This is a genomic window from Paucilactobacillus oligofermentans DSM 15707 = LMG 22743, assembly GCF_001434315.1.
Taxonomy (GTDB): domain Bacteria; phylum Bacillota; class Bacilli; order Lactobacillales; family Lactobacillaceae; genus Paucilactobacillus; species Paucilactobacillus oligofermentans.
In genome coordinates, this window is record NZ_AZFE01000031.1 from 408842 (window position 1) to 423782 (window position 14941).

Annotated in this window: 13 protein-coding genes; 5 read left to right on the forward strand and 8 right to left on the reverse strand. The window is 36.1% G+C overall.

Features of this window, described 5'->3' with window-relative positions:
- Positions 1–68: 68 nt before the first annotated feature.
- Entirely contained in the window at positions 69–500 is a 432-nt protein-coding gene (locus tag FC70_RS05590; protein ID WP_057890010.1) for a VOC family protein, read from the reverse strand.
- Positions 501–644: 144 nt separating this feature from the next.
- On the opposite strand from FC70_RS05590, the gene glpK reads away from it, so the two are divergent.
- The 3 genes from glpK (at position 645) to zwf (ending at position 5064) form a co-directional block, all read left to right on the forward strand.
- A complete protein-coding gene (gene glpK / locus FC70_RS05595) occupies positions 645–2165 on the forward strand; it encodes a glycerol kinase GlpK (RefSeq protein ID WP_057890011.1) in 1521 nt (506 codons plus the stop codon).
- 33 nt (positions 2166–2198) lie between these two features.
- Positions 2199–3380, forward strand: coding sequence for an MFS transporter (locus FC70_RS05600; protein WP_057890012.1), 1182 nt, complete (start codon positions 2199–2201; stop codon positions 3378–3380).
- Positions 3381–3588: 208 nt separating this feature from the next.
- On the forward strand, positions 3589–5064 hold the full coding sequence (gene zwf, locus FC70_RS05605; protein ID WP_057890013.1) for a glucose-6-phosphate dehydrogenase: 1476 nt from the start codon (positions 3589–3591) through the stop codon (positions 5062–5064).
- A gap of 57 nt (positions 5065–5121) precedes the next feature.
- On the opposite strand, the gene FC70_RS05610 is transcribed toward zwf, so the two are convergent.
- Together FC70_RS05610 and FC70_RS05615 are read right to left on the reverse strand one after the other, a co-directional pair.
- Complete coding sequence (locus FC70_RS05610; RefSeq protein WP_057890014.1) at positions 5122–6891, reverse strand: ABC transporter ATP-binding protein; 1770 nt, start codon at positions 6889–6891, stop codon at positions 5122–5124.
- Positions 6892–6936: 45 nt separating this feature from the next.
- On the reverse strand, positions 6937–7566 hold the full coding sequence (locus FC70_RS05615) for a MarR family winged helix-turn-helix transcriptional regulator (protein ID WP_057890015.1): 630 nt from the start codon (positions 7564–7566) through the stop codon (positions 6937–6939).
- 426 nt (positions 7567–7992) lie between these two features.
- On the opposite strand from FC70_RS05615, the gene gndA reads away from it, so the two are divergent.
- Positions 7993–9423, forward strand: a complete 1431-nt coding sequence (gndA, locus tag FC70_RS05620) for an NADP-dependent phosphogluconate dehydrogenase (protein WP_057890016.1) — start codon at positions 7993–7995, stop codon at positions 9421–9423.
- A 122-nt stretch (positions 9424–9545) separates the two neighbouring features.
- On the opposite strand, the gene FC70_RS05625 is transcribed toward gndA, so the two are convergent.
- From FC70_RS05625 to FC70_RS05640, 4 genes are all read right to left on the reverse strand, one after another.
- A complete protein-coding gene (locus tag FC70_RS05625) occupies positions 9546–10073 on the reverse strand; it encodes a GNAT family N-acetyltransferase (protein WP_235804079.1) in 528 nt (175 codons plus the stop codon).
- A 155-nt stretch (positions 10074–10228) separates the two neighbouring features.
- A complete protein-coding gene (locus FC70_RS05630) occupies positions 10229–10690 on the reverse strand; it encodes a universal stress protein (protein WP_057890018.1) in 462 nt (153 codons plus the stop codon).
- 84 nt (positions 10691–10774) lie between these two features.
- Complete coding sequence (locus FC70_RS05635; RefSeq protein WP_057890019.1) at positions 10775–11416, reverse strand: SDR family oxidoreductase; 642 nt, start codon at positions 11414–11416, stop codon at positions 10775–10777.
- 21 nt (positions 11417–11437) lie between these two features.
- Positions 11438–11926: a MarR family winged helix-turn-helix transcriptional regulator gene (locus tag FC70_RS05640; protein WP_057890020.1), complete on the reverse strand. Its 489-nt coding sequence runs from the start codon at positions 11924–11926 to the stop codon at positions 11438–11440.
- Positions 11927–12169: 243 nt separating this feature from the next.
- On the opposite strand from FC70_RS05640, the gene FC70_RS05645 reads away from it, so the two are divergent.
- Positions 12170–13066 (forward strand): metal ABC transporter solute-binding protein, encoded by an 897-nt coding sequence (locus FC70_RS05645; protein WP_057890021.1) that lies wholly within the window; start codon positions 12170–12172, stop codon positions 13064–13066.
- A 57-nt stretch (positions 13067–13123) separates the two neighbouring features.
- On the opposite strand, the gene pepF is transcribed toward FC70_RS05645, so the two are convergent.
- On the reverse strand, positions 13124–14929 hold the full coding sequence (gene pepF, locus FC70_RS05650; protein ID WP_057890022.1) for an oligoendopeptidase F: 1806 nt from the start codon (positions 14927–14929) through the stop codon (positions 13124–13126).
- Positions 14930–14941 lie beyond the last annotated feature (12 nt).

A 14941-nucleotide genomic window follows, 5' to 3' on the forward strand; every position in this document is an offset into this window, starting at 1 on the left:
ATGATCTCAAATAAATTATAAGCACTGAATCTCCCATATACAACCCAAAGAAGACGCAGTGCTTATCGTTATTTATTTGATTCGACTCGGAACATCCAAGTAATTCCATATTTATCCACTAACTGACCTAAGCCACCACCAAAACTTTGTTCACTGATTGGAAAAATAACTCTTCCCGTTTGTGATTGTGCGACATGATCAAATAGTGCTTGGGCTTCATTACTATCATCTTGACTAAAATTCAATAAAATTGAAACGCGTGACGATGTCTGTGGTGCTGCCATAATTGCATCTGCACACATTATTTTAGCGCCAGCAATCGTAAAGCCGCCATGAATCGTGGTATCTTCAAGCTTATCTAGTGGTAATCCAAAGCCTTCAGCTTGGTCTTCTGAGATTTCTTGACGATATTGGTTTGTCGCAAAAAAGACCTCTGTATAGTACGCGATAGCATTTTTTGCACTTTCAAATGATAGATATGGGTATACCTGTGCTGACATTTATTTTCCTCCGACCGATTGGTTAGCTTTTCAATTATAGGGGTAATTACTAGCTACGTCAAACCGAGCAATGTCATTTTAGTGTAAAACTGTGATCAAAAATGATATCATGAAGTCACCTATTACACGATTGGAGGTTATTACATGGCTTTAAATAAACCAGACAAATATATACTATCAATTGACCAAGGGACTTTAACAACTCGGGCAATGTTATTCAACCACAAAGGTTTTAAAATTGCAGAAACTGAACGGCCACTGAAAAGTTTCACTCCTAAACCAGGCTGGATGGAACATGAGGCCAATGAAATTTGGAACGCTGTTCAACAAGTAATTGCCACAATTCTTATTAATACAAGCATTCAGCCACAAAATATTGCTGCCATCGGTATTACCAACCAACGTGAAACTACCGTTGTTTGGGATAAAAACACCGGTGAACCAATCTACCATGCAATTGGATGGCAATCACAACAATCTAGTCAAATTACTAACCACTTAATTGAAACCGGTTACGTCGATAAATTTCGCGATAAAACTGGGTTAAATATTAATACTTATTTTTCAGCAACCAAAATTCGTTGGATCCTCGATCACGTTGATGGCGCCCAAACAGCAGCCGAAAATGGCGATTTATTATTTGGAACCATTGATTCTTGGATTGCTTGGAAATTATCAGATAGCGCCACACATGTCACTGACTACTCTAATGCCAGTCGGACAATGTTATTCAATATTCATACCCTCGAATGGGATCAAGAATTATTAGACTTACTTAATATTCCAATTCAAATGATGCCTAAAGTTCGCTCTAGTTCAGAGATTTATGCAACGACTCAAACCCTACAATTTTACGGTGCTTCAGTTCCTATTTCAGGGATTGCTGGAGATCAACAGGCCGCATTATTTGGTCAAGCAGGCTTTGAAGTTGGCGATGTCAAAAACACCTATGGTCCAGGTTCATTTATTATCATGAACACTGGTGACAAACCACAACTATCAAATAGTAATCTAATTACCACGATTGCCTATGGAATTGATGGTAAAATCACTTATGGCCTTGAAGGTTCAATTTTCGTGGCTGGGCAAGCCGTTGATTGGCTCCAAGATAACCTCGGGATGATTAATAACGCTTTTGAATCACGTGAAGCGGCCTTAGCTTCTACCAACGATGATGAAGTTTATGTGGTTCCTGCCTTTAATGGTCTTGGTTCACCTTATTGGGATCCCGACGCTCGCGGATCAGTTTTTGGCCTCACTCGTGGATCTAATAAAAATGACTTTATTAAAGCAACTTTACAATCAATCGCTTATCAAACCAAAGATGTTATCGACACGATGGTTCAAGATACTAAATTAGACATCACCACCTTAAAAGCCGATGGCGGTGCATCTCGTAACACATATCTGATGCAATTTCAGGCGGATATTTTAAATATTGAAATTGATCGTGCGGCCGAAGAAGAAACTACCGCATTAGGAGCGGCCTTTTTAGCTGGATTAGCCGTCGGATATTGGGATAATACCAATGAACTTAAGCAAATTATTGCGGATGGAAAAATTTTCAAGCCCGTTATGCAATCCGATAAGCGACAGCTGTTATATCATGGCTGGAAAAACGCAGTTGCTGCAACTCAATTATTTAAGCCAGACATTCAACCTTAATATTTAACTTGCAAACGAATAGGAAGTGATTTTTTGTCAAAAACACATCGACAAGGATTTTTCTTTTTACTTGGTATTTTTCTATTAGGCGCTTGTATGCGGATGCCAATTACATCCATTCCATCAATTATTAATGAGATTGCTAAGACCATTGGTACGAACGCCAGCAATCTCGGTATTTTAACAACCCTCCCACTAATCTGCTTTGGTTTAATTTCAATTATCGTCCCCTTAATAAGCCAACGCTTAGGAAATGAAATTACCATTGCGATTGCCTTATTAATTTTATTTATTGGTTCCTACTTACGAATTATTAATATTCCCACACTCTTTATTGGCACAATCATGGTCGGGATGGGCATCACTTTTATTAATGTTTTATTACCCGCGATTGTTACCGAATTAGCTCCCAACAAAATTGGGATGATGACTAGTATCTACACCTTTTCACTCGCATTGTTTAGTTCCATCGGAGCCGGATTCAGCGCACCCTTAGCTAAAGCAACTAATTGGCAATTTGCAATTCAAGTTTTAAGTTTCTTGATATTAACCACTTTTATTTTATGGCTACCAAATTTACGAACTGCCAAAATTAATGCTAAAAAAACAACTAACGTTGAAAAAATAAATCCTTGGTGTAATCAAAGTGCCTGGTTAATCGCAATTTATTTTGGACTTTCTTCATTAGTTTTCTACACCTTGGTTGCCTGGTTACCAACAATCGCCATTGAGAGCGGAATTTCAGAAACTCATGCCAGCTTACTCGCTGGACTATTTCAACTCGTTTCAATTATCCCACCATTTATAGTTCCAACTTTAGCCGTTAAAATGACCAATCGAAGTCCCGTTATTATTATTAGTGCTGCAACAACTATCTTAGGCGTGGTTGCGCTATTATTTTCAATTAACTCAATTTCATATTTCATCGTTATCAACGCGCTCCTTGGAATTGCAACCTCGACGACATTTACCTTAACTATGACATTATTTGGTTTAAAAACTAAGACTACTACCCAAACCGCCAAATTGTCTGGCATGGTTCAAGCAATTGGTTATCTGCTCGCCGCCATTGGTCCAATCCTAACTGGTACCTTGAAAAATATAACTGGCTCTTGGTATGTTAGCGAAATTTTCATAATTTTAGTCATAATTATCTTCATGATGGCCGGAATTTTAGCTGAAAAAAATAAATTTATTTTTAATTCAAATAACTGAACAATATATACCAATTCAAGAACAATCAAGTAAAACTGTTTACCAAATACAATAATCGGTACAGTCCAATTGATTGTTTTGTTTTTTTGTGATATTTTCGGTGTAACCGGTTTATTTTTAAGCGTGCACATTGATTTAAGAGAGTATATAATTAGGATATTACGAAATTTGTCTATTGATTCAGGCATAAAATTGAAGGAGTGGCATTTTGACAAAAGAGAATATTGCAATTTTTACATTTTTCGGAGCAACAGGTGATCTTGCTAAAAGAAAACTTTATCCATCACTTTTCAAGTTATACCAAAAGGGATATTTAAAAGAACGTTTCGGTGTTCTTGGTACTTCACGTGCTGATTGGTCAACCGATCAATTCAAGGATGCAGTTAAAGAATCAATTAGCGGACTTGAAAACTCAGCAGCTGAAGCTGAAAAGTTTGCTAGCCATTTTGAATATGTCGCTCATGACGTTACTGACCAAGCCCATTATTCTGCTTTGAATGATGCAATTAAGGGACTTGATGAAAAATTTGAAGCCCAAGGTAATCGGGTCTTCTATCTTTCAATGGCACCTAACTTCTTTGGTGAAATTGCCTTAAACATCAAATCACAAGGTTTGATTTCTGATAACGGCTATAACCGCTTGGTCATTGAAAAACCATTTGGTCGTGATTATGAATCTGCCAAAAAACTTAATGATGAATTAACTTCAACCTTTAATGAAGATCAAATTTTCCGAATTGATCATTATCTTGGTAAAGAAATGATTCAAAATATCGAAGCCCTCCGCTTTGGTAACACAATTATTGAATCACTTTGGAATAATCGTTATATTGATAACGTTCAAATTACACTAAGCGAAAGCCTCGGTGTTGAAGAACGTGCTTCATACTACGATACTTCTGGTGCACTTCGTGATATGGTTCAAAATCATATTATGCAAATCATCAGTCAACTTGCTATGGAACAACCAGTTGCCTTTACAGACGCTGATGTCCGAGTTGAAAAGGTTAAGGCTCTTCGTAGCCTACGTGTATATTCAGCTGTTGAAGCCGCTAGCAATTTTGTTCGTGGCCAATATTCTGCTGGTGAAACAGGTAATGATTATCGTGATGAAGATGGCGTTCCAGAAGGTTCAAACAACGAAACCTTTGTTGCCGGTAAATTATTATTTGATAACTATCGTTGGTCTGGTGTTCCTTTCTACATCCGTACTGGTAAGAAATTAGCTGATAAATTCACTCGTATCGATGTTGTCTTCAAAAAGCCACTCATCGACATCTTCGCCTTCCCACAACAATCAGATGCTGCATTGTCTGCTAACGTATTAACTATTTATGTTGAACCTAAATCTGGTTTTGCTTTAACAGTTAATGCTAAAAGTGCGGGCCAAGGATTTGAAACCGAACCAGTTAATTTGGACTTCTTCCAAGATGCTGAATCTGAAAAAGAAGTTCCAGAACCATACGAACGTTTAATGCATGATGCCATGGAAGGTAATAGTACTAACTTTGCCTCATGGTCTGAAGTTGCTTATGCTTGGAAGTTCGTTGATGTTATTCGTCGTCTTTGGAACATTGAAGATCCTCAATTCCCTAACTACCGTCCTGGTACAATGGGACCTAAAGCTTCCGATGAATTACTTGAACGTGATGGTCGTTCATGGGTTTATAAATTAGAAAAATAATCATATAAATGAAATGGAGTATCGTCAAAATGACGATACTCCATTTTTATTTAAAACTTAATTTACAACTTGTTCATTAACATATTCTGCATATAACGGATGATTCTTAATCATTTCAAGATGCGTTCCATGTCCTGTTACCGTTCCATGTTCAATAAAGTAAATTTGGTCAGCATCGACAATTGTTGATAATCGATGAGCAATCACTAAAGTTGTTCGGTTCTTCATTAATTGATTTAATGCTTGTTGAACTTTTTCTTCTGACTGTGAATCTAAACTAGCAGTCGCTTCATCTAACATTAAAATTTTAGGATTACGTAGAAATGCTCTCGCAATTGCAATCCGCTGCTTTTGACCACCAGATAACTTAACTCCACGCTCACCAATTTCAGTTGCTAATCGTTCAGGAAAATCTGCAACAAATTGTTCTGCATAAGCTAACTTTAAACCCTGCCATAATTCATCATCACTTAATTCACGATCCAACCCATACTGTAAATTATCACGAATGGTGCCAGCAAAAACAGCACTGTCTTGAGATACAAATCCAATCTGGGAACGCCAACTCGCTAAATCAATTTGATCAACGTTATCATTTCCAATTTTAATTTCACCACCCATTGGCCGATAAAATCGCTCTAATAATGAAAAAATTGTTGATTTTCCGCCACCGCTAGGACCGGCAAACGCAATCACAGTGTTCGGTTTAGCTTCAAATGAAATTTCATGTAAAACCTGGTGTTCCTCATCATAACTAAACGACAACCTATCAGCAGTAATCGTTTTACCTGCAACATCATACTGTTGATCAGTATAAATCGTATCGGCCTCTACTTTGGTATCAAACATTTCTTGAATCCGTTCTGTCGCTCCCATTGCTTTGGTAACTTGTGAGAAGAACGTAGCAAAAGTGGTAACTGGTGTAATGATATTAAATAAGTAAATTAAAAATGCTACTAAATCACCACTAGTTAATGTCCCAGTTTGAACCCTAACTGCTCCATAACCAAGTACTCCGACGAATAATATCAACATTGCAGTTGTCATTGCCGGTTGAATTACCGCTTCAATCTTTGCATCTTTAATTCCTAATTTAAAAATATTACTGATTAAGTTACGACCACTATTCTGTTCAAATGCTTCGCCGTTACTTGATTTAATCAAGCGGATTTCCGATAATTTCTCACTAACATCGGCATTAAAGCTTGCTGTTGTTGCTTGTAATTGACGACCAATTTGCGACATCATCCGACCAACTGGTAGCATAATTAAAGCAAAAATAGGAACTGCACTAAACATAATGGTTGCCATTTTCCAATCCATTAAAAATAGGATTATCAGTGAGCCCATTAATTGAATGGCACCCGTAACAAAACTTGGAAATTGCGAAGTTACCAAGTCTTTAATCACACTTGTATCGTTCACGACTCGCGAACTACTTTCACCTGACTTATGATCATCAAAATAACCGACTGGTAATTCCAATAAATGCTTCCATAGTTTTTCTCTTAGCGTTTTAACCGCTGTTTCACCTACATATCGCAGTAAAAATCCGCCAACCGCACCAAATCCTAGCTGCGCAATAAAAGCGATAACTAAGATTGCAATCATCCTCGTATCCAGATGTGATAGTCCACTAGAATTAATTAATTTTTTCGTTAACTGTGGCACAATCAAACTTGCCCCACTAGTAACTAAACTAAACATTAATCCAATAATAAATAACCCCTTTTTAGGATTAACACTATTAATTAATTTTAAAAAATCTTTCAGTTTAAATGTTCCATTGGATTTTGGTAATTCTTCAAAACTTCCATTACGATCCATAACCCTGTCCTATGCACTAGTTTTAATTAACTAGATATTCTTTCCTTAATCTTTAAATCGACTCCAGGGATTCCATTTATCTAAATCATGATTATTTTGATGAAATTCTTCGAATCTTTTTTCAAATATTACTTGTAAATCATGACGTGACATCTTGCGATCAATACCACCCTTTTCAAGCCATTCTTCTCGCATTTGTTGCATAGCCTGTAATCTGTCCATTGGATCAATATACCGTGAAGAATGCGCTCTAAATTCAGGTGACCAACCAGCAATGATTTTTCCTAATGCATCTCTAAGTTCAACTTGTTGCTGATCATCTAATCCTGTCAAAAAAGTATCACTAGCATTACTTTTTTTCGATGATGCCAACTTAGATGTTTTACTTTTACCTTGAGTTGTTAATTGAATATGTTTAACTCGTTTGTCTTGGTCGTCTTCAATTCGAATAATGTCTCCACTATTTTCCATTTTTTTTAATAATTCTGCTAATGAGCTTGGTCTTAAATCTAAAATTTCGGCCAAATAACTTTGCGTTAAATTATTTTCTTTTGCTAATACAGCTAAAACTCGATCTTGCCCCGTTAACGTTTGTTGTTGCTGACTCATAAATGCTGAACTGGCACTACCGATAAAGCTCAATTGTTTCATTAGATCGTCTGAAACAAATGACATGAGATCACTTCCTTATTAATTTTAGTTCGGTACCGAACTTTATTACGGAAATCATTATAGTTCGGTACCGAACTATTTGTCAACAATTTTATCATTTATTTTTAAACCCGTTAATTTTAAAATCATTTAACCTAAAATTACTTTGAAAAACAATTCACTATCATTAACCTTATCCTGCTTTAACTTAATGAAAGTAAGGTTGTGACCAAGTTATTAATTTACTTATAACAGTAACGTTATAACCGCTAAAGAATACTGTTTATGATAAACATCATCGTAATCATCCTTAATCCTATATAACTAAATTTTCTTAATAATCAATTTGTGAATTTTTTAACTTTTTTCAATACTTTCAGTTTTAGTATTAGAACAATCGTGTTAATATATGTATGTAACCAGTTATTAATTTTTGAAGGAGAGTGTCTAATGTCTAATAAACAAGCACAAATTGGCGTTGTTGGTCTTGCCGTTATGGGTAAGAACCTTGCCTTAAATATTGAAAGTCGCGGTTTTACAGTTGGTGTTTATAACCGTTCTCGTTCAAAAACAGATGATATGATGAAAGATCATTCAGAAAAAAATCTTGTTCCAAGCTTTACTGTTCAAGAATTTGTTAATTCACTTGAAAAGCCACGTCGTATTTTGATGATGGTTAAAGCCGGCGGCCCTACTGATGCTGTTATTGATGAATTATTGCCACTTCTTGACGAACATGACGTCTTGATTGATGGTGGTAACACAAACTTCCACGATACGATTGCTCGTAACAAGAAGCTTGATGAATCCGGAATTAACTTTATCGGTATGGGAGTTTCTGGTGGTGAATTAGGTGCCCTCCAAGGCCCTTCACTAATGCCGGGTGGTCAAAAAGAAGCTTATGATTTGGTTGAACCAATTTTGACACAAATCGCTGCTAAAGCTAAAGATGGTAAACCATGTGTTAATTACATTGGCGCTAATGGTGCCGGTCACTACGTTAAAATGGTTCATAACGGAATTGAATATGGTGATGAACAATTAATTGACGAAAGTTTTGATATTCTTCGCCGTGTTGGTGGTGTTTCAGTTGATGAATTGGCTGACATCTTCAAAGAATGGAACGAAGGCGAACTTGAAAGTTATCTTGTTGAAATCACTGCTGACATCCTTACTCGTAAAGATGATCTTGGTGACGACAAGAACTTACCAATCGTTGATGCAATCTTAGATCGCGGTGCTAACAAAGGTACTGGTAAATGGTCTTCAGAAGATGCATTGGCAATTGGTGTCCCTCAATCAGTTATTACTGAATCAGTTTACGCTCGTTACATCTCAATGATGAAAGAAGAACGTGTTGCTGCAAGTAAAGAACTTGTTGGACCATCATCTAAACCTGAATTTGATAAAACTGAATTAATTGAAAAAGTTCGTCAAGCCCTCTTCTTTGGTAAAATCATGAGTTATGCTCAAGGTTTTGAACAATTAAGAATTGCTTCTGAAGAATACGGTTGGGATCTTAAGTTTGGTGAATTGGCTCAAATCTGGCGTGAAGGATGTATCATTCGTGCTCAATTCCTTCAAAGTATCACTGATGCCTTTGATAAAGACGCTAAATTAACTAACCTATTATTAGACGGATACTTCAAGGATATCGCCGCACGTTACCAAGACTCAATTCGTGACGTTGTTGCCCTTGCTGTTAAATCTGGTGTTCCCGTTCCTTCTCTTAGTGCAGCTGTTACTTATTACGATTCATATCGTTCAGAAGTGTTACCTGCTAACCTTCTACAAGCACAACGTGATTATTTTGGTGCTCACACATACGAACGTAATGATCGTCCTGGTAGCTTCCACTATTCATGGTATGAAGAACAATAAACATAATCATTTAAAAAGTAGCCCTTGGGTTACTTTTTTATTTCGCTTAAAATAGTGCATATTAAAAGGACCAACTAATCGATTAATGATTAATTGGTCCTTTATATTTTTTATCAGCTAATTTATACAAGCATCTCCGTATCACTATCAACTTGCATATGACGATACTGATGATCGCCAATCATAATTTTGCTTTCTTCCACAAATCCTAATCTTCGATATAATCTTTCAGCTTTTGGATTGGCTAAATCTACATTCAATCCCAATGTTTCGTATTCCAAATCATTGGCATGTGCAGCCATTTCATCAATTAACTTAGTCGCAACCCCATACCCACGATAATCTTCATCAACCGCTAATGAATCTAAATAGAATTCATCACTGACTGCTTCTTGATCGGTAAATAACTCAGCTGTATTAATTGATGGTATTTTTTGAGCAACATCTAAGAAAACTCGGTTAACCGCATCTTCATTAGTGTTTGGATAACCAAACGCTACTCCAATTACATTTCCATCTTCAACTGCTACTAATGTTGTGGCCACCATATCTAAAATCGATCGATGACTAAAAGATTGCTTAATTAGCCGCTGTGGGTCCGCTTCTGGAATTGATTCAAACTCTTCCAATTCCATTTCATCATAAATCATGGACAACAACGGCACAATCTGTTCAGCATCATCCGGTTCAGCATTTCTAATAAAAATAAATATCCCTCCTAATTTATATCCATTCTCACTGAACTGGACAAAAAAAGCAAGTAACTAGTTTGACACAGCGGCCAAATATTACTTGCTAAGATTATTTATTTAGTTTCTAATGGTGTTCTAACAACTAAAACATCAGCAGTTGCGTTCCGATTAACGAAGGATGTAACTGATCCCATCATTGCACGTTGTACAGCTGACAGTCCACTAGCACCCATAATAATCAAATCAACGGGATGGTCCTGTGGGAAATCATATGAAATAACCGTTTTAGGATTACCTAATCGAATATGGATATCAACATCTGTAAAACTATCCGTTGAACGTAAATGATCAGCTAATGCGCTTAAATATTCTTTAGACTCACCAACTAATTGATACGTAATGCTTCCATCTGACATTCCCGCATAATTATACGTAACTGAACGTGTATCAAGTACATTAAGCAAATGAATATGTGCGTGATTCCGTTTAGCAACTGATACAGCCTTTTCCAAGGCTAACTTCGCATTTTTGGAACCATCCATTGGAACTAAGATATTTTGATAAACTTGATTCATAATAACTCATCCCTTCTCAATTAACTTTAATAAGTTCATTATAACATTTTTGAAGCGATTACAATAATTATATCCTTGGATATCCTAAAAATTATTTATCGCATCATTAACAGCCTGATTACCAGTAATTACATTGAAAATTTTATGACCCATATGCTCATTAGCTAAGACTTCACTAATCACCGTTGCAACATCCGCTCGCGGAATTTTGCCTGCATCACCTTTACCAGTTGAAACTGCAATTTGATTGGTTGGTTCATCATTAGTCAATGAACCGGGACGAATAACTGTATAGTTCAATGACGTATTATTTTTCAACCATTCATCTGCATAATACTTGGCAACATAGTATGGTCGCATGCCATCTGACCACATTTCCGGGTTTTCAGCATATAATGCACTAACTAATACAAATCGCTTTACTCCAGCCATCTCTGCGGCTTTCATACTTTTAACAGCACCATCTAAATCAATCAAAATAGTTTTATCAGCACCAGTTTTACCACCTGAGCCTGCAGTGAAAACAACCGCATCCATACCAACCATTGCTTTAGCTAATGTTTCATATGAATCTTCTAAATTAAATGCAACTGGTGTAATTTGCTTAGTCTGTTCAAGTTGCTTAACGTCACGAACGGCAGCTAGAACTTCATTATCATTGGCTGCCAGTTGCTTAATTAACATTTGTCCAATTGCTCCGTGAGCACCGATTACTAAAATTTTCATCTCATTACCTCGAATTTAAGTTTAGCTTTTATTTTTTTTGTCGTTTATTCGGTCAGAAAAATATGTTTCTTCCTTCGAAATAACTTCTGTCGAAAAATCATCAATAAATTTCAAGACATCTGATAATTTGTTAGCTCCAAAAATTTTTAACCAATCATGAGCCCGTTCTAACCCTGCTTCTAATAATTTACCTTCAACGTTATTCCCTTCAGCGGTTAATTGTAAAATCTTCCGGCGACGGTCATTACTATCAATCTTTTGAATCACAAATCCACGATCCATCAAGCTGCTAATTTGACGTGAAATTGCCGAACGTGATACTCGATGTCGTGATGCAATTTCCATCAATGTTAAATCACCGGTAGCCTCTTTAATTTCATGTAAAATTAAATATTGATCAAATGATATTTTATAATCACTGGCGGGTGCTGAAATAAAATCTTGTAAATACTTTAATGAAAATAGATACGATTTAATAAACGCATCAAAATACTTTTTTTCTTCATTCATAATTCTTTCTCCTCAAAATAAAAAATTTATCTATCTCTATTTTGACTAAATTGCGTGCATTAATCAACCTTTTTGGTTATTTATTATTGCTAATAAGTGATATTTGTTTAAATTTCATCTTATATATATCAACTAATTAACACTTTTTATTCAAATAATTTATTTTTACTATTTACAACTTTAATTATATTCTGTATAGTTAAATGATAATTATTACTATTTAGAAATTGAAAGGATCTCTTCATGTCATCTCGTAAACTGACTTTCATCCCCATTATCGCTATTATTACCATGGTATTAACTTTAACCGGTTGTACTAATTCTAAAGAATCATCAACTAACAAAATATCAATTGTCACTAGTACTAATTTTTATGGTGAAGTTGCTAAAGCAGTCGTTGGTAACAAAGGAACTGTGACCTCAATCATCAAAAATTCAGCCACCGATCCTCACGATTATGAAGCCACGGCGGATACTGCCAAAAAAGTTAGCTCAGCAGATTTTATCATCGCTAACGGGCTGGGCTATGATTCATGGCTATCACAACTAGCTAAAAATTCTGATGGTACTTTGATTAGTGTTGGTGAAAATGTGATGCACTTAAAATCTGGTGCTAATCCCCACATCTGGTATAACCCAACAATGATGTCTAAATTAGCAAACCAATTAGCAACTGATCTTGGAAAAAAAAATCCTAAAAATAAAACTTACTTTAAAGCCAACGCCCAAAAATATATCAAATCTTTAGCCCCCGTACAAAATAAAATTGATTCACTAAAAGTAACTGGTAATAGCAATCATGATGTTTATGTTAGTGAACCGGTGTTCGATTATGCCCTCTCTGCATTAGGCTACAAAGTGGCTAATAAAAACTTTGAAAATGCGATTGAAAAGGATGCTGATCCTTCTCCAAAATCAATCAAAGCCATGCAGTCAGGCATTAAGAATCATTCGATTCAATTCTTTGTTGATAACAAGCAAGTTTCTAGTAATACCGTCACCAACATGACCAAACTTGCCAAACAAAATAACATTCCGGTCCTCAAAGTAACGGAAACTATTCCAAATGGGATGACTTACAAAGAATGGATGTTATCTCAATACACGCAGCTCGAAAAATTATTAAACCAAACTAATTAGCTTTAATTCACAATCTAAAAGGACGTCGACAAAATAATTTTGCCGGCGCCCTTTTTTCTATGCTAATAATGCTTCTATTTCATCAAGTCGTTGTTCAAATACCTTAAATGCACGTTCTAAATACTGACTATCTGTTGCATCTACGCCTGCTCGTTTCAAGGTTTCAATTGGATAATCTGAACCACCTGCACTCAAGAAATCATAATACCGTTCGAGTGCTCCATCCTCATGATTCCAAACTTGCGCTGATAAAGCGGTCGATGCAGCCATTGAGGTTGCATATTGATAAACATAATAATTCATATAAAAGTGAGGAACATATGCCCAACTTTGAGTTTTAGTTCCCGTTGGAGTAACACTTGGACCGTAATACTTATCAACCAAGTCACTACTCATGTTATCCAAATAATCAGCCGTTAAAGTGCCAACTTTGGCTTGGGTTTGATAAGCATTATGTTCAAATTCAGCAAATTGACTTTGCCGATAAATCGTTCCAATAAACCCATTAATATATTGTTCTAAAATAAAGATTTTAATTTGGCGATCATCCTGATATTTCTCTAGTAGGTAATCCGTCAAAATATTTTCATTAAAGGTGGAAGCAACTTCCGCTAAGAAAATTGGAGCTTCAAAATATTCTGAAGGCTGTGCTCGTTGTGAAAAATAGCTATGCATGGCGTGACCAGATTCATGCGCCAAGACGTACGTACTATATAATTTATCCGTCCAGTTTAATAAGATAAATGGATTAGCTTGATAAACACTAATTTGATAACCACCAGAACGTTTACCTTTATTTTCGGCCGCATCAATCCAACGATTATCGAACTCTTGATTAAGGCCTTCCATGTATTTTGGTCCCAAGACACTTAAGGCTTCACGAGTTAACTTTTTACCATCTTCAAAAGTTGTTTTTAATAAATCATTACCCGCAATTGGTACATTGATATCATATTTATAAAACTTATCGACGCCTAAAACTTTCTTTTTCAGCGCATACCAGCGATGAGCTAAGTCGAGATGACTATTCACACTGCTAATCAGCGTATCGTATACTTGCTCATCAATTTGGTTGCCACTCAAAGACGCTTCTCGGGCACTGGCATAATGACGAACATCGGCTTGCATGTTGTGCATCCCCATATAACTGTTCAAGGTTTGCGCAAAGGTATTTCGTAAGTCGTGATATGGCTTTTCATAGGCCAACACCGCCTCTTTACGTACTTCACGATTTTGTGATTCCGTAAATTGACTACGATTACCATGAGTTAATTGAACTTCATTACCGTCTTCATCATGAATCATACCAAAAGTAAGGTCAGCATCATTCAAAGTATTATAGATTTCATCAGGAGCATTTAAGGATTTTGACGCCCGACTTAATAATTGTTCTTCTAATTTAGAAAGTACATGGGCCTTCTCATTACGGATTTTAGTTAACATAAATTTAAATTCAGCTAATTTAGGCTCAACTGTTAAAAATTGATCAATCACACCGTCATCAATATCCACAACTTCTGGTTCCATAAAAGCCATCTGGGCACTAATTGTACTTAACTGACTCGAAATCATACCGTATAATTCAGTCGCCGTGGCATCAGTTGTATCACTATCACGTCGTAAAAATGCGTACACAAATTCTTTTTCTAATTCCTCATCAATTTGCTTGCCTAAGATCAGGGCAACTAATAAATTTTTTGCATCAACGGCTAACTTACCCTGTAATTTAGTAAATTGATCAACTACTTTTTTAGTTGCGTCAAAATCGGCCTTCATCTCTTCATCGGATTGATAAAGTAACTTTAAGTCCCACTTCAAAGCTGCTGGAACGTCATTTCGTGATAACAATTTTTCTTCTGCCATGTTAATTAATCC